This window comes from Klebsiella michiganensis, from assembly GCF_002925905.1.
GTDB lineage: Bacteria > Pseudomonadota > Gammaproteobacteria > Enterobacterales > Enterobacteriaceae > Klebsiella > Klebsiella michiganensis.
This window is the reverse complement of the sequence record NZ_PRDB01000001.1, coordinates 625,541-641,186: the sequence shown is the minus strand read 5'-3', so window position 1 is coordinate 641,186 and position 15,646 is coordinate 625,541. Positions and strand designations below refer to the sequence as shown.

Sequence of the window (15,646 nt, the reverse complement as noted above, 5' to 3'; positions counted from 1 at the left end):
TTACCACAAAGAACCGAGCTCTCCTTCAAATAATAAGCAGCAGGATTACCAGGTTTTACCAATATTAAACTGGAACTGCTCGGCTTTATCACCATCGTATTTTTTAAAGGGTTCGGCCCAGGAGAACACCAGCGGGCCCAGTGGCGACATCCACTGCACCGCAATCCCGGCAGACATCCGGATATGCGACGGATCGCCATAGTCCGGGATCCCGGCCGCCAGCGTCTGGCCGGTATTTTGCCAGGAGGTGCTCCATACCGTACCGGCGTCGAGGAATAGCGACGTTCGCAGGCTGTCGGCATATTTGTCATTCACAAACGGCGTCGGCACAATAAACTCGCTGTTCAGCACCGCCATCGCGTTACCGCCAACCGCATCGGATGATGAGTCCAGCGGACAGGTGCTGTAGCTGCTTTCAGAACCATTACAACGATAATAAGCCGCTTTTGGGCCAATCGTATTCGACGAAAAACCGCGAACCGACGACGATCCGCCGGCATAAAAGTTATCGTAAAACGGCACCGATTTGCCGTTCAGCCCATCGGCATAGCCCGCGCGCAGGTGCTCCATCCATACCCAGCTTTTGCTCTCGGCCAGCGGCATATATTGGGTGGTATCGAAAGTCACTTTGTAATAGCTGTTATCCGAACCGGGTACGGTGACCTTGGCGGTCAGGCTGCTTTTATTCCCAGCCCGCGGGAAGAAACCGCGATCGAGGTTGTTATAGCTCCAGCCAACGCTGGCAAAATAGTCATTGGCGCTATAGGTCGCACCGCTGTCGCCGTCTTTGGTGACGACGTCAGGATAGATGCCCCGTGAGTTAAGATAGCTCCAGGTGGTGAGCTCCGGCTCCATATTGGTCAGGCGGTTATGGACATAGTCCAGGCCAAGGTTGAGGGCGTTATTCTCGCTAATCGGGAATCCCAGCGTACTGCCAACGCCGTAGCTTTGCTGGTTGTAGCTTCCGGAATCGGCATCCGAGGCGTCGTAGCTGTTGTAGAAAATTTTGCCGCCGAGGCTGACGCCATCCACGGTGAAGTAAGGGTTCGTCGCTCCCAGCTCAATATAGGACTGGTAGCTGTTGCGCGTGCCGTTGAAGCTGACGCTATTGCCGGTCCCCAGCCAGTTATCCTGAGTGACGCCGAGCTGGTAGCTCACGCCGCTGTCGGTACCAAAGCCCAGACCAACGTTAAAGGAGCCGGTATTGCGCTCCTTCACCTTATAGACCACGTCCACCTGATCCTGGCTACCGCTTACCGGAACGATCTGCTTGTCGACGGTTTCAAAAAATCCGGTACGATCCAGCCGCGTTTTCCCCTGCTCGACTTTCTCGTCATTCAGCCACGCGCCTTCCATCTGGCGCATTTCGCGACGCAGCACCGCATCGCGGGAAGTATCGTTACCCTCAAAGCGAATCTGACGAACCGAATAACGGCGTCCGGCATTGACGTTAATATGCAAAACGACGCTTTTTTTCGTCTCATCAATATCCGGCGCGGTATTAACCTGCGGCCAGGCATAGCCGTATTTTCCCAGCAGCGTCTTAATGCTGTTCTCAGCCGCCGTGATTTCCGCGCCGCTGTACCATTTCCCCGCTAAAGGCTTCACCAGCGCTTCAATTTCCTGGTTATGCTGCGCCATATCGCCGGTCACGACCGTACTGGCCACGTTATAACGATCGCCTTCGGTAAGATTGATCGTGATATACAGCGATTTTTTATCCGGAGTAATACTGACCTGACTGGAGTTAATGGTAAAACGCGCGTAGCCGCGATCGAGATAATAGCTACGGATGGTCTCAAGATCCGCCGCCATTTTTTGCTTTTGGTATTTCTTATCGCCAATCACGTTCCACCACGGAACGCTGTCGCGAAGCTGCAGCTGGTCCAGCAATGTTTCTGCGCTAAAGGCCTGGTTGCCAATAATATTAATTTGCGCAATTTTTGCCGATACCCCCTCCTGAAAGACAAAGGTTAAATCAACGCGATTACGCGGTAGCGGCGTGACGACAGCATGGACCTGAGCGCTATATTTCCCGACGCTGTAATAGAAATCCTGGAGCCCCTTTTCTATTTCCGTGAGCGCATTGCGATCCAGCGCGCTGCCTTCTTCAATACCGCTGGCGGCCAGATTCTCTTTGAGAGCATCATCCTTAACGGATTTATTCCCGGAAAAGCTGATTTTAGCGATGGTTGGCCGCTCTGTGACCTGCACCACCAGCGTGCTGCCATCGCGCAGGATCTGCACGTTCTCAAAGTTGCCGCTGGCGTACAGGGCGCGGACCGAATCACTGATATCCTCGTTAGAAACCTCTTCTCCCGTATGAACAGGCATGCTCAGTAGCGCAGCGCCAACGGTAACGCGCTGTAGCCCTTCGAAACGAATGTCATCTACCGTATAGGCGGTTGATGCGTAAAGCGTTAAAGGGGAAATCAATAGACCGGCGATGAGACTCGTTTTTTTTAGCATGGAGGTGTCGTCTAAAAGATATTTGGCAATAGCAGATACCTGCTGGGAATAATGCAGTTCATTGCGCCAGACAGATTCTGACGCCGTTTTAAATAACCTGAACGAGGCGCAGAATTGCACGCAATTATGACGAGAAAATGGAGAAAAAATGGATATATGAGAATGGTGAAAAAATTATTTTCTAATGGAACTTTCCTTCTCCCACCCAGTCAGATAAGCATTTCCTGACAACATTAAAATTCAACATCTTTTGTTTTTTAATTAAAAAAACAAAAAGCCCCCTTTCTCATTGATTGAAAGGGGGAAAAAGATCTTGTTAGGAATGATGCTCTCTGGGATAAACCAGGAACAGCCACAAACTAACCTATAACCCCGTAGATAAAATGAAGAGACAGTGAATAAATTATGCAGCCAGATTGCCATTATAATGAAATGAGTAGATATCATGCCACGAAATGAAATTCAGCGTTCAGTGCTTAGCGAGCTGGTGCAATGGATAAAAAACAATCTTGAAAAGAAGCTCACCATGCGGGCGCTGAGCCTCTTTTCCGGCTATTCTGAATGGCATCTTTTTCGCCTGTTTCGTCACTATTTTAATATGTCGCCAATGGCCTATATTCGCCAACAGCGGATGCAATTAGCCCTTGATTTATTAAAGGTTAAACCGGCTTTTCGCATCGTTGATATTTGTATTATGGCGGGCTATGAAGATATCAGCGCCTTTAACCGTACCTTTAAAAGATACTATGCGATTACGCCTGGCCAGTTTCGCAAAATCCTGTGTATCTCCGGATAGGGGATCCCCCTCCTCCGCATTGCTGCGGTTGGGAATGGAAGGGGGAAGAGGAACACAACGTTAGAATGGAAATGGCAGGATGCCACCGTTAATCGTTTCCGGGATCAAGCAGACCCGATCAACAGGAAACAGTGTAAGCTGCTAAGTTGAGTTAATTGTGTAGAAGCCGTGGAGATTTTGTCATCATTTATATCTCCGGCCTTTTTCCCCGACATAAAAAATAAAAAGCCGGAATAGTTCACTATCCCGGCGGGTGTTTGAGTAGATAATCAGAAGTGCGTATTCACGCTGACATAAAACGTCCGACCCGATTCATTATAGGTCTCCGCGCCCGCGCCATACAGATAGGCGCCGGTCGTCGAATTCCCCGTGGTCTGCGCGTTACCGGCGCGGTAGTGGCGAATATCGAACAGGTTATCCACGCCGCTGGTCAGGCTCAGGTTTTTATTCACATCCCAGGTCGCGCTGAGCCCGACGATACTGTAAGGACTCACTTCATTCAGCTCGCTGCCGGATACCGCCTCGCCCTTATAGTTGAAGCGCTTAGGTTTTTGCCGACCATACCAGGTGAAAGTACTCTGCAGCGAAAGATCGTCGCGTACCTGCCAGCTGACGGTCGAATTAAGGGTGAACTGCGGGATCACCGACAGGCGATCGCCGGTGGTCTTGTTCTTACTCTGCAGCATCCACGTCAGGTTGTTGCTCCAGTTGACCGTTTCGCTTACCGGCAGGTTTAATGAGCCTTCCAGCCCTTCAACCAGCGCCTTCGGTACGTTTTCCCATTGATAAATATTGGTCGTGCCGTTGCTGGCCGTTCCCACCGCCGAGTAGCCCGATTCAATCTTGTTATGATAGTCGTTACGGAACCAGGTCAGCCCCGCCTGATAGCCGTTGTGCTTATACTCAAGGCCAATCTCTTTATTAACGCTGGTTTCCGCCTTCAGATCGCTGTTCCCCATCAGGTAACAGGCTGAGCTGCTGGCATAGCAGCCCTGGCCGTTGCTGTAGAGAATATAGTTCGGGTTGAGCTGATAAAGGTTTGGCGCTTTATAGGCGCGGGCGATGCCCAGCTTCAGCGTCCAGTCATCCGACAGCCCCTGCGAGAGGTTCAGCGATGGGCTCCAGTTATTGCCAACGATGCTGTGATGGTCGAAGCGCAGAGCCGGCGTCAGCATAGTGCTCTCGGTCAGCGCGATATTATCTTCGGTAAACAGCGAGAAAATCTCGGCGCTGGAATAGGGGCTACGCCCGGTTGCCAAGATACCGTCAATGGAGCCATAAGAGAGCGACTGGGTGGTCGATACGCCATCTTTCATCCGCTGCTGGTTCCACTCGGTACCCAGCGTCAGATTCTGCTCGAATCCCAGGGTAAACGGAATATTCACCTCGCTGTGCAGCAGCACATCCGACAGGTCGATATCGGAGAATTCGCTGCTGGAGAAGATCCCCTCCGTTCCCCCCGCCAGCCCCTCGTTCATACGCGAGTTACGGGTGTGCTCATACTGCGCGTAAGTATTGCTGGTCACGCCGTTATCCCAGCCGCCGGTCCACGTGACGCCATAAGTCTGACGATAGAGGCGGTTGGTCTCTTTACCGTACATACTTTTCACCAGCGTGCTGGTATTGGTATTCTGGGTATCGCCTGCATACAGGTTGCCCTGGCGGCTGTAGCCGGTTTCAAACTCCAGCGCCTGCATCGGCGCAAATTCCCAGCGCAGCTTACCGTGGATATCTTTATTCACTACGCCTTCGCGTCCAGCCGGATACGATCCCGCATAGCTACCGGTTCGCGCCGCTTCGTGACCGGAATTAATATCCTGGGCATCGGCCTGCGTTTTGCTCAGATTTCCCCATAAATTAAAGCTGACCTCATCCGATAGCGGGCCATTGAGGCTGAAGTTTGTCCGCTTCGTCGCTCCCTCTTTACGGTGCTGAGGTGCGTTCATATAGGTATTCCATGATCCATGCCATTCGCTGGTGGCCGGTTTGGTGACGATATTTACCACCCCGCCCATCGCGCCATTACCGTAGCGGGCCGCCGCAGGGCCGCGAATCACGTCGATATGGTCGATCATTTCCGCCGGTACCCAGCTGGTATCACCGCGCGTATCTCGATCGCCGCGCCAGCCATAGCGCACGGAATTACGGCTGGTCACCGGTTTACCATCCACCAGAATCAGGGTGTTCTCCGGCCCCATGCCGCGAATATCGACCTGACGGTTATTACCGCGCTGGCCGCTGGTGGAGTTGCCGGTGAGGTTGACGCCGGGCTGGGTACGAATCAGCTCGGAGACATCGCGCGCGGGCGGGTGTTTACGGATCTCCTCAGCGGTGATGGTCGATACGCCGGGCGCTTGCAGCGTCTGCGCCGCCGCGGTGACCACCATGGTTTCGTCATCATTTGCCGTAGCCGTTTCTGATTTCTTCGTATCGTCTGGCGTGTTGCTGTCAGCGGCCTGCGCCGGCAGCATCCCTCCCCAGATGGCCATCGGGATCAGCACGGCCAGCGAGTAGTGTGAATCGTATTTCATGGAATATGCCCTGTTTTTCTTTTTAGCCGTCGGGGCACGCCTTCTTCATCCGCCAGATAAACACCGGTCATGTCTTCCATGCCTGGCGTAACATCTCTTTTTTTGGCGTAGTCAGGCCCTCCCGTTTAAATAGGGATAGCAATAAATAATGAGCGACCAAAATAGATTTATTACTCTGGCAAAAATGAAGAAATAAACGCACCGCGCTATTCTTTGATAGCATTCGCCGAACAGCAGTAATAGGAGTATTGTGCCACACAACGTTATTAGAAATGAGATTTATTATCAAGTGGATAATTATGCATCACAGCAATAATTTTAAATAATTCAATAAAAACAAAAAGATGAAATAATTACTTACGTTTACTCCTTATTTGCACTTTAAATAATCAAAATATATCCACACTAAAAAAACACAATCTGAGCATATTCTCTCCATAATTACCGATATTTATTTCTTTATTATTTCACTATAAATACTGAGCCTGTTAATTAATAAAATAGCTGATTAACCGACCGACATTCTCGATCGCCGGGCATGCTAACGGCCAGAAATTGACTAAAATAAGGAAATCCTCCTGCGGAGCACCGCGCCATGAATACGTCGTCGTTCTATCGATACCTTGTCGGCGGACTTGCATGCCTTGCCGCCCTGCTATGCTTCACATCCGTTTACGCCGCCACAGAGAATAAACTGTCAGAGCCCGAGGAGCGCGAGGCCCTGGAAGTCAACGTTGACGATATGCTGCAGCCATGGAAGGGAGATTTACCGGGTATGCTCGACCGGCGAACCATTCGCGTATTAACCACCTTCAGCAAAACCTTTTTCTTTATTAACAAAGGGACGCAGCGCGGCGCCACTCACGATATTTTTATGGAGTTTGAGCGAAGCCTCAATCAAAGCCTGACGAAGGAGAAAAAGCTCAAACATCGTCATCTTAAGGTCCGTATCATCTTTGTTCCGGTTGCCCGCGACCAGCTCATCAGCGCGCTTAACGCTGGTAAGGGGGATATTATCGCCGCCAACCTGACGATTACCCCCGCTCGCCAGCAGGAGATGACCTTTACCGCGCCAATCTACTCTCACGTTCAGGAGCTGCTTCTTTCCGGCCCCGGCTCGCCCAAAGTGGAAAATCTGCAGCAGCTTTCCGGTAAAACGGTCTTTGTGCGTACCTCATCGAGCTATTACGAGAGCCTGGTCGCGCTCAACGCGCGCTTTGCCCAGCAATCGCTGCCCCCCATCACCATCGAACCGGCGCCCGAAGCGCTGGAGGATGAAGATCTGATAGAGATGCTTAACGCGGGCCTGATTCCATTGACCGTCGTCGACCGCCACAAGGCTCTGTTCTGGAAACAGGTTTTCCCCAACATTCAGGTTCATCAGAACATCATTCTGCGCAAGGAAGGCAATATCGGCTGGGCGGTACGCAACAATAGCCCGCAGCTGCTGGCCTTGCTTAATGAATTCATCAACAAGAATCGTCAGGGCAGCAAGCTGGGTAATACGATTCTGCTGCGCTACCTGAAGGATGCCAGGTACGTTAAAAACGCGGCGGCGCAAAAAGAGCGGCGTAAATTTCTGACCATGGTGGAGATCTTCCGCAAATATGGCGATCGCTACGATGTTGACTGGCTGCTGATGGCCGCGCAGGGCTATCAGGAGTCGCGGCTAAATCAGTCGGTGCGTAGCCACGTCGGCGCAATTGGCGTTATGCAGGTAATGCCGAGCACCGGCAAGGAGCTGAAGGTCGGCGATATTAAGCAGCTCGACCCCAACATTCATGCCGGGGTGAAATATATGCGCTGGATGATAGACCGCTACTATGGCGATGAACCGATGACCCAGCTTGATAAGGCGCTGTTCTCATTCGCTTCTTATAACGCGGGCCCCGCGCGCATCGCCCGGCTGCGGGCGGATACCAAAAAGCGCGGTTTTGATCCGAACGTCTGGTTTGGCAACGTGGAGTATCTGGCCGCCGAGAAGATCGGCTCCGAGACCGTAAGCTATGTCAGCAATATCTATAAATATTACATCGCTTACCGGCTGATCGTGGATGAAATAGCGCGTAAACAGCAGGCGACGACGGCCTCCAAAAATCAGGTCGTGCCGACAGTGGGAATGCCTGCCGCACCTGCCACACCTGCCACACCTGCCACGCCTGCCGCACCTGCCACGCCTGCCACGCCTGCCGCACCTGCCACGCCTGCCACGCCTGCCACGCCTGCCACGCAGTGAAATAGCGCAGATGGCCTGGGTGACAAAATAGAAAAAGCCCCGAACAGGGGCTTTTTCAGAGATGACTTTACGACGCTAACGCTTCGTTAGAACGGAATATCGTCATCAAAGTCCATCGGCGGCTCATTGGAAGGGGCAGCCGGCGCCTGCTGCTGCGGACGAGACTGCGCGCCGCCGCTGAACTGGTTTCCGCCCTGCGGCTGCTGAGGCTGGCCCCAACCGCCCTGCTGCTGACCACCGCCTGCCGGGGCGCCCGCGCCCTGCTGACGACCGCCGAGCATTTGCATCGTGCCGCCAACGTTAACGACAACCTCGGTGGTGTATTTTTCCTGACCGGATTGGTCAGTCCATTTACGGGTACGCAGCTGGCCTTCAATATAGACCTGAGAACCTTTACGCAGATACTCGCCGGCCACTTCCGCCAGTTTGCCGAACAGCACAACGCGGTGCCATTCGGTCTGCTCTTTCATCTCACCGGTCGCTTTATCACGCCAGGATTCGGAAGTAGCCAGCGTAATGTTGGCAACTGCGCCACCACTCGGCATGTAGCGTACTTCCGGGTCCTGGCCCAGATTACCGACGAGAATCACCTTGTTTACGCCTCTGCTGGCCATGTTTGTGTCTCCTGAATGCGTTTCTTAATAGTGTAAACGCGCGAGTGTACCATTTCCAGGTACTATGTTGATAGCTGGGAAGTAGGTTCCAGATAACTCTCGCGGTGCGACATTTTTACACACCCCACCGGAAAATGCATTCCAATACTGTATATTCAAACAGGTTAAATTGTGTCATAATTAGCCGTTTCTGCCGTTTGTCCTTCTAACAAACCAGGCAATCCGCGTATCTACCGGGAAAGGTGAATGGATAAGATCGAAGTTCGGGGCGCCCGCACCCACAATCTCAAAAATATCAACCTCGTCATCCCGCGCGACAAACTCATTGTCGTCACCGGGCTTTCGGGTTCAGGCAAATCCTCACTGGCTTTCGACACGTTGTATGCCGAAGGGCAGCGTCGCTACGTTGAGTCGCTCTCCGCCTACGCGCGGCAGTTCCTGTCGCTGATGGAGAAGCCCGACGTCGACCATATTGAAGGGCTGTCGCCGGCGATTTCCATTGAACAGAAATCAACGTCCCACAACCCCCGTTCAACGGTAGGCACCATTACCGAAATTCACGACTACCTGCGTCTGCTGTACGCGCGCGTCGGCGAGCCGCGCTGCCCGGATCACGACGTTCCGCTGGCGGCGCAAACCGTGAGCCAGATGGTCGATAACGTGCTCTCCCAGCCAGAAGGCCAGCGCCTGATGCTGCTGGCGCCGATCATTAAAGAGCGCAAAGGCGAGCATAACAAAACGCTGGAAAACCTCGCCGGGCAGGGCTACATCCGCGCGAGGATCGACGGCGAGGTCTGCGATCTCTCCGATCCGCCGAAGCTGGAGCTGCAGAAGAAACACACCATTGAAGTGGTGATTGACCGCTTTAAGGTGCGCGACGATCTCAGCACGCGCCTGGCCGAGTCTTTTGAAACCGCGCTGGAGCTGTCGGGCGGCACCGCCATCGTCGCCAATATGGACGATCCGAAAGCCGAAGAGCTGCTGTTTTCCGCCAACTTCGCCTGCCCGATTTGCGGCTACAGCATGCGCGAACTGGAACCGCGCCTGTTCTCCTTCAACAACCCGGCTGGCGCTTGCCCGACCTGTGATGGTCTCGGCGTCCAGCAGTATTTCGATCCGGAACGCGTCATTCAGAACCCAGAGCTGTCGCTGGCTGGCGGGGCGATTCGCGGCTGGGATCGGCGCAATTTTTACTACTTCCAGATGCTGAAGTCGCTGGCGGAACATTATGAATTCGATGTGGAAGCGCCCTGGGGCACGCTGAATAGCAGCGTACAAAAAGTGGTTCTGTACGGCTCAGGCAAAGAGAATATTGAATTCAAATATATGAACGATCGCGGCGATACCTCGGTGCGCCGCCATCCGTTCGAAGGCGTGCTGCATAATATGGAGCGCCGTTATAAAGAGACGGAATCCAGCGCAGTACGTGAAGAGTTAGCGAAATTCATCAGCAACCGTCCCTGCACCAGCTGTGAAGGGACCCGCCTGAAGCGCGAAGCGCGGCACGTGTTTGTGGAGAATACCCCGCTGCCGACCATCTCGGATATGAGCATCGGCCACGCGATGGACTTCTTCAACAACCTGAAGCTCTCCGGCCAGCGTGCGCAAATTGCTGAAAAAGTACTGAAAGAGATTGGCGATCGCCTGAAATTCCTCGTCAACGTCGGTCTGAACTACCTGACGCTCTCCCGTTCGGCGGAAACCCTCTCCGGCGGCGAAGCGCAGCGTATCCGCCTCGCCAGCCAGATCGGCGCAGGCCTGGTCGGCGTCATGTACGTACTGGATGAGCCCTCTATCGGCCTGCACCAGCGCGATAACGAACGCCTGCTGGGCACGCTGATCCACCTGCGAAACCTCGGCAACACCGTGATTGTCGTTGAGCACGATGAAGACGCCATTCGCGCCGCCGACCACGTTATCGATATCGGTCCAGGGGCTGGGGTACACGGCGGTCAGGTCGTGGCTGAAGGCAAGCTGGAAGATATTATGGCGGTGCCGGAATCGCTGACCGGCCAGTTCATGAGCGGCAAGCGTAAAATCGAAGTGCCGAAACAGCGCGTACCCGCCAATCCGGAGAAAGTACTGAAGCTGTCCGGCGCGCGCGGCAACAACCTGAAAGACGTGACGCTGACGCTGCCGGTGGGCCTCTTCACCTGTATCACCGGCGTTTCCGGGTCGGGTAAATCCACGCTGATCAACGACACGCTGTTCCCGATTGCCCAGCGTCAGCTCAACGGCGCCACCATCGCGGAACCGGCACCTTACCGCGACGTGCAGGGGCTGGAACATTTCGACAAAGTGATCGATATCGACCAGAGCCCCATCGGCCGTACGCCGCGTTCTAACCCCGCAACCTACACCGGCGTCTTTACGCCGGTCCGTGAACTGTTTGCCGGCGTACCTGAATCACGTTCGCGTGGCTACACGCCCGGCCGCTTCAGTTTTAACGTACGCGGCGGCCGCTGTGAAGCCTGCCAGGGCGATGGCGTGATCAAAGTCGAGATGCACTTCCTGCCGGATATCTACGTACCGTGCGACCAGTGCAAAGGCAAACGCTATAACCGCGAAACGCTGGAGATTAAGTACAAAGGCAAAACGATTCATGAAGTGCTGGATATGACCATTGAAGAAGCGCGTGAGTTCTTCGATGCGGTTCCGGCGCTGGCGCGTAAGCTGCAAACGCTGATGGACGTCGGTCTGACCTATATTCGCCTTGGTCAGTCGGCTACCACGCTCTCCGGCGGCGAGGCCCAGCGCGTCAAGCTGGCGCGCGAGCTGTCCAAACGCGGTACCGGGCAAACGCTGTATATCCTTGATGAACCGACCACCGGTCTGCACTTTGCCGATATTCAGCAGCTGCTGGAGGTTCTGCACCAGCTGCGCGACCAGGGGAATACCATCGTGGTGATTGAGCACAACCTGGATGTCATCAAGACGGCTGACTGGATCGTTGACCTTGGGCCGGAAGGCGGAAGCGGCGGCGGAGAGATCCTCGTTTCCGGTACGCCGGAAACGGTCGCCGAGTGCGAGGCCTCCTATACGGCTCGCTTCCTCAAGCCCATGCTGAAATAATCTCATCTGCCTCTTCCCGTCCCGGGAAGAGGCCTCATTTCCTCTCATTTTCTCCCGCTGATATTTTGTGATTTGCGGCCGGACGGCATCTGTTATCAGATAGCACCACCGCCAAAAATTGCAGGATGCATCATGTACTTAAAGCACGGACTTTATCGATTTTCGCTCGTCGCGGCGTTATTCGCGCTGACCGCCTGCAGCTGGATAGACGGCTACAGCAGCGCGGCTCATCAGCAGCTGCTGATGCTGGAACAGCTTCATCTGCAGTTCATCAGCGACGCGGCGGCAGCGCCACTCGACCAACGCTTGCTCAGTTACGAGGATCGCCAGATTCGCCCGCTATTCAGCCTGGCGTTAAGCGATAGCGATGCGCTACGGCAGAGTAATCTTCACGTACTGGAGGAAAATTATCAGCGGCTGTACCGGCGCGTCGTCCCCCAGGAGAGAGCGCTGACGCCTTTCGAGGCCGAAATTCTGGCGCAACAGACGGAAAAACTTTACCAGCAGGCCATCAACGGCGAACAACAGCGTTCAGGGAGATAAGCATGTCCACCATAGAAGAGTTAAGCGCCCAGCTGGCCGGCGCCGGCGCGAATACGGCAGAGTGGTTGCAGCTTATGCACGCGATTGTAAATGATGAAGACAGCGACATTCGCGACGCCGGGATGCTCACGCTTCAGGCGTTACAGGAGAAAGCGCGCGGCTGGTTAAGTCAGGACGACCTCATTCTGCTCCTGCAAGGGCAGCGCGATATTGCCAGCATTCGCGCCAACAACGAACAGATCGCCATGCAGGCGCATCTGCAGTCCACGCTGCTTCGTCTGTTTGATGTGACCCTGCTGGCGCTGCTGGGCAGAATTTAGCGCTATGGCAACAGCTTACGCTTAGCCTCGGAAAGCGAATCAAGCGCCTGCTGGTAGGAAGCATCCACCAGATAGTAAATTTGCGAATCAGGCAGGGAGCCGTCAAGAAACACCGTACTCCAGTGGGCTTTATTGAGATGTTTGCTGGGGCGAACATCTCGATGCTGCTGCCTCAACAGTTCCGCAAGCTCAGGGCTGGTCTTTAACGATACCGCTGGCCGGTTGTCCTCAACCTCTTTTACCATCGCAAACAGGACGTCCGCCGCTTTGATCTGCGTCGCTTTCCAGTCGCTATGTACGCTTTGTTCGGCGCCCGGCTTTGCCATGCAGTACTGCAATAAATCCGAAATTGTCATTTTTATTCCCCCATCAGCGTCGCGATGATATGGCGCGATCCGCCATGAATACGATGCTCCCCGAGCCAGATCCCCTGCCAGGTCCCCAGCCTGACGCTGCCATCCCGTACGGGCAGCATCAGCGATACGCCCAGCATCGACGACTTAATGTGCGAGGGCATGTCATCAGGACCTTCATAATCGTGTTCATACGGCGCGTTATCCGGTACGGCGTGCAGAAAATGCTGCTCCATATCGAAGCGAACGGTCGGATCGCAGTTTTCGTTTAGCGTCAGGGAAGCAGATGTATGCTGGAGCAGCAAATGCAGCAGGCCAGTTTTCACCCGCGATATTTCGCGGATTTGCCCGAGAATTTCATCAGTGACCAGATGGAAGCCCCGTACTTTCGGGCCTAACGTCAGGGTTTGCTGATGCCACATAAGCCACTCCTTTTACTAATGAACCTTCCTAAGTGTGCAGCAATAAGCGAAAAGGTAAAACCTTTGGCACGCTATTTTGCACAAAAAAACGGCAGCGTGCCGGCTGCCGTTTTAGCGATTGATGATTAAGCCGGCGGGCAGCTTAATATTCTGAATTCACAATGACCTCTTCACCCTGAGCGCCCGCCATCGGCAGCGGCTTATAGGAAGAGTTTGAGGCCCGCAAGATACGGATCCCACGCGCGCCCACCTCGCGGGCAGCGGAGATATCGTTATCCGAATCGCCGTAGAAAACTTTGATCCCTTTCTCCTGCAGCCACTGCGTTTTGGTGTTCTGGCCAGGTTTATCGCCGGCAAAAATAACCGGGTTCATATTCGCCGCCGGGATGAGAAAATCATCCTGCAGGGTTTTTGATACCGTTTCGGTTTTGGTCTGGCTACGGCCGGTAACGAAATAGATGCTATCGCCGCGCTTTACGTGCATCGCAATCAGCTGGCGCGCCACCTCTTTCGGCATGCTGAATTCATCCCAGCCGTTGTTCATTTTTTCCCAGAACTCCGGATTTTTCAGGTAATCATCGCTGCCGGGGGAATAGGTTTTCTGCCCGCGCCAGAAGCCCGGGCTGGAGAACAGGACGGTATCATCAATATCAAAACCGACGGCCATCGGCTGGCGTCCCAGCAGGCTATTTTCAATCTGGGCGACGGAAACCCAATGGATCGGCGCCTGTTCGGCGAGTTTCGCCATATTGGTGCCCGTCCACAGCGGCTGCGGTGTGGAGGCGCGAGCAACGACGGAGCTATTTAGCGTGAACAGTAAGCAGACGGCCCCAAAGGCCAGGGTGATCTTGCGCATATTTTTCCCTAAATAATCGAATCGTTATAATTTTCAATAATGTGTACGCTTATTAATGCACCCAGACCTTACCCCCCGCGAAGGCGGATAGGAAGGTTTTTCTGCTCTGATGTCATATAAAAAGAGAATGATCACACTTCGGGAAGCGAATTGCCCGCGTCATGATTTGGCGCGGGCAAAAGGTCAGGAAGAACTTATATTACCGCAGCAAACGCCTGCGCTACGCGGCGCACGTTTCCTGCATTCAGCCCCGCGACGCACATGCGGCCGCTGGCAATCAGATAGACGCCAAACTCATCGCGCAGGCGGTCAACCTGGGCCGCGCTGAAACCGGTATAGCTAAACATGCCGCGCTGCTTGAGCAGATAGTCAAAATCACCGCCCGGAACCGTCTCTTTCAGCACATCAACCAGCTCCTGACGCATGGCCAGAATACGGGTGCGCATCCCTTCCACTTCCGCCAGCCATGAGGCTTTCAGCGCGCTGTCGCCCAACACCGCCGCAACCACCTGCGCGCCAAAGTTCGGCGGGCTGGAGTAGTTGCGACGTACGGTCGCTTTTAATTGCCCCAGTACGCGCCCCGCGGTTTCAGTATCTTCACAGACGATCGACAGCCCGCCAACGCGCTCACCGTACAGGGAGAAGATTTTCGAGAACGAGTTGCTGACCAGCATAGGCATCCCGGCGTTCGCTATAGCGCGGATAGCGTAGGCATCCTCTTCCATGCCGGCGCCAAAGCCCTGATAGGCGATGTCGAGGAAAGGAATCAAATTACGCGCTTTCAGCACCTCAACCACTTGATCCCACTGAGCGTTGGTAAGATCGGCTCCCGTTGGGTTATGGCAGCAGGGATGCAGCAGCACGATATCGCGTTCCGGTAGCGTATTGAGTTTTTCAAGGAAAGCCGCGAAACGCACGCCATTGGTTTTATCATCAAACCAAGGGTAAGTACTTACTTCGAATCCAGCCCCTTCAAATATAGCGATGTGGTTTTCCCACGTCGGGTCGCTGACCCATACGCGCGAGCCTGGGAAGTAGCGTTTCAGGAAGTCTGCGCCGACTTTCAGCGCTCCGGAGCCGCCCAGCGTCTGAATAGAGGCCACGCGATGCTGCGCCAGTACCGGATGATCGGCCCCGAACAGCAGCGACGCAATCGCGTGGCGATAGGTGTTCAGCCCTTCCATCGGTAAATAGATTGAGGCGCCGTGCGGCTGGGCGTTAAGACGTGCTTCCGCTTCGGCAACCGCCTTCAGCTGCGGAATGATGCCGTCTTCGTTGTAATAAAGACCGATGCTGAGATTTACTTTGTCACTACGCGGATCGTCTTTAAAACGCTCCATCAGGGAGAGAATGGGGTCGCCAGCGTAGGCGTCAACTTTCTGAAACACGCGATGTTTCTCCAGGTTTACATGGGCTCGTTATAACACAATAAAC

Annotated in this window: 12 protein-coding genes; 5 read left to right on the top strand and 7 right to left on the bottom strand. The window is 54.1% G+C overall.

Going from position 1 to position 15,646, the window contains the following annotated elements:
- Positions 1 to 45 precede the first annotated feature (45 nt).
- Positions 46 to 2,469 carry an outer membrane protein assembly factor BamA gene (bamA, locus tag CDA56_RS03125; protein WP_025107695.1) on the bottom strand — a complete coding sequence of 808 codons (2,424 nt, stop codon included), beginning with the start codon at positions 2,467 to 2,469 and terminating at the stop codon, positions 46 to 48.
- A 445-nt stretch (positions 2,470 to 2,914) separates the two neighbouring features.
- Between bamA and CDA56_RS03120 the strand changes: the two genes are divergently transcribed.
- A complete protein-coding gene (locus CDA56_RS03120; RefSeq protein WP_025107696.1) occupies positions 2,915 to 3,265 on the top strand; it encodes a helix-turn-helix transcriptional regulator in 351 nt (116 codons plus the stop codon).
- 269 nt (positions 3,266 to 3,534) lie between these two features.
- Here the strand turns inward: CDA56_RS03120 and CDA56_RS03115 are convergent, their stop codons facing one another.
- The gene (locus CDA56_RS03115; protein WP_103815293.1) at positions 3,535 to 5,796 is read right to left on the bottom strand and encodes a TonB-dependent siderophore receptor; all 2,262 of its coding nucleotides are present in this window, start codon (positions 5,794 to 5,796) and stop codon (positions 3,535 to 3,537) included.
- A gap of 595 nt (positions 5,797 to 6,391) precedes the next feature.
- Here CDA56_RS03115 and CDA56_RS03110 point away from each other — a divergent pair.
- Positions 6,392 to 8,032 carry an MltF family protein gene (locus CDA56_RS03110; protein ID WP_103815291.1) on the top strand — a complete coding sequence of 547 codons (1,641 nt, stop codon included), beginning with the start codon at positions 6,392 to 6,394 and terminating at the stop codon, positions 8,030 to 8,032.
- An 86-nt stretch (positions 8,033 to 8,118) separates the two neighbouring features.
- On the opposite strand, the gene ssb1 is transcribed toward CDA56_RS03110, so the two are convergent.
- The gene (gene ssb1, locus CDA56_RS03105; protein WP_004097799.1) at positions 8,119 to 8,646 is read right to left on the bottom strand and encodes a single-stranded DNA-binding protein SSB1; all 528 of its coding nucleotides are present in this window, start codon (positions 8,644 to 8,646) and stop codon (positions 8,119 to 8,121) included.
- Between the two features lie 246 nt (positions 8,647 to 8,892).
- Between ssb1 and uvrA the strand changes: the two genes are divergently transcribed.
- The 3 genes from uvrA to CDA56_RS03085 all read left to right on the top strand — a co-directional run bounded on the left by uvrA (position 8,893) and on the right by CDA56_RS03085 (position 12,581).
- Positions 8,893 to 11,718: an excinuclease ABC subunit UvrA gene (uvrA, locus tag CDA56_RS03095; protein WP_004097797.1), complete on the top strand. Its 2,826-nt coding sequence runs from the start codon at positions 8,893 to 8,895 to the stop codon at positions 11,716 to 11,718.
- Positions 11,719 to 11,850: 132 nt separating this feature from the next.
- On the top strand, positions 11,851 to 12,261 hold the full coding sequence (locus CDA56_RS03090) for a hypothetical protein (RefSeq protein ID WP_102803507.1): 411 nt from the start codon (positions 11,851 to 11,853) through the stop codon (positions 12,259 to 12,261).
- Positions 12,262 to 12,263: 2 nt separating this feature from the next.
- The gene (locus CDA56_RS03085; RefSeq protein WP_102803506.1) at positions 12,264 to 12,581 is read left to right on the top strand and encodes a hypothetical protein; all 318 of its coding nucleotides are present in this window, start codon (positions 12,264 to 12,266) and stop codon (positions 12,579 to 12,581) included.
- Between the two features lie 2 nt (positions 12,582 to 12,583).
- Here the strand turns inward: CDA56_RS03085 and CDA56_RS03080 are convergent, their stop codons facing one another.
- From CDA56_RS03080 to tyrB, 4 genes are all read right to left on the bottom strand, one after another.
- Complete coding sequence (locus tag CDA56_RS03080) at positions 12,584 to 12,937, bottom strand: MmcQ/YjbR family DNA-binding protein (protein WP_004097793.1); 354 nt, start codon at positions 12,935 to 12,937, stop codon at positions 12,584 to 12,586.
- 2 nt (positions 12,938 to 12,939) lie between these two features.
- Positions 12,940 to 13,356, bottom strand: coding sequence for a secondary thiamine-phosphate synthase enzyme YjbQ (locus CDA56_RS03075; protein ID WP_038423946.1), 417 nt, complete (start codon positions 13,354 to 13,356; stop codon positions 12,940 to 12,942).
- A 142-nt stretch (positions 13,357 to 13,498) separates the two neighbouring features.
- Positions 13,499 to 14,212 (bottom strand): acid phosphatase AphA, encoded by a 714-nt coding sequence (aphA, locus tag CDA56_RS03070; RefSeq protein ID WP_004097791.1) that lies wholly within the window; start codon positions 14,210 to 14,212, stop codon positions 13,499 to 13,501.
- A 194-nt stretch (positions 14,213 to 14,406) separates the two neighbouring features.
- A complete protein-coding gene (tyrB, locus tag CDA56_RS03065) occupies positions 14,407 to 15,600 on the bottom strand; it encodes an aromatic amino acid transaminase (protein WP_014837136.1) in 1,194 nt (397 codons plus the stop codon).
- Between the last annotated feature and the right edge of the window lie 46 nt (positions 15,601 to 15,646).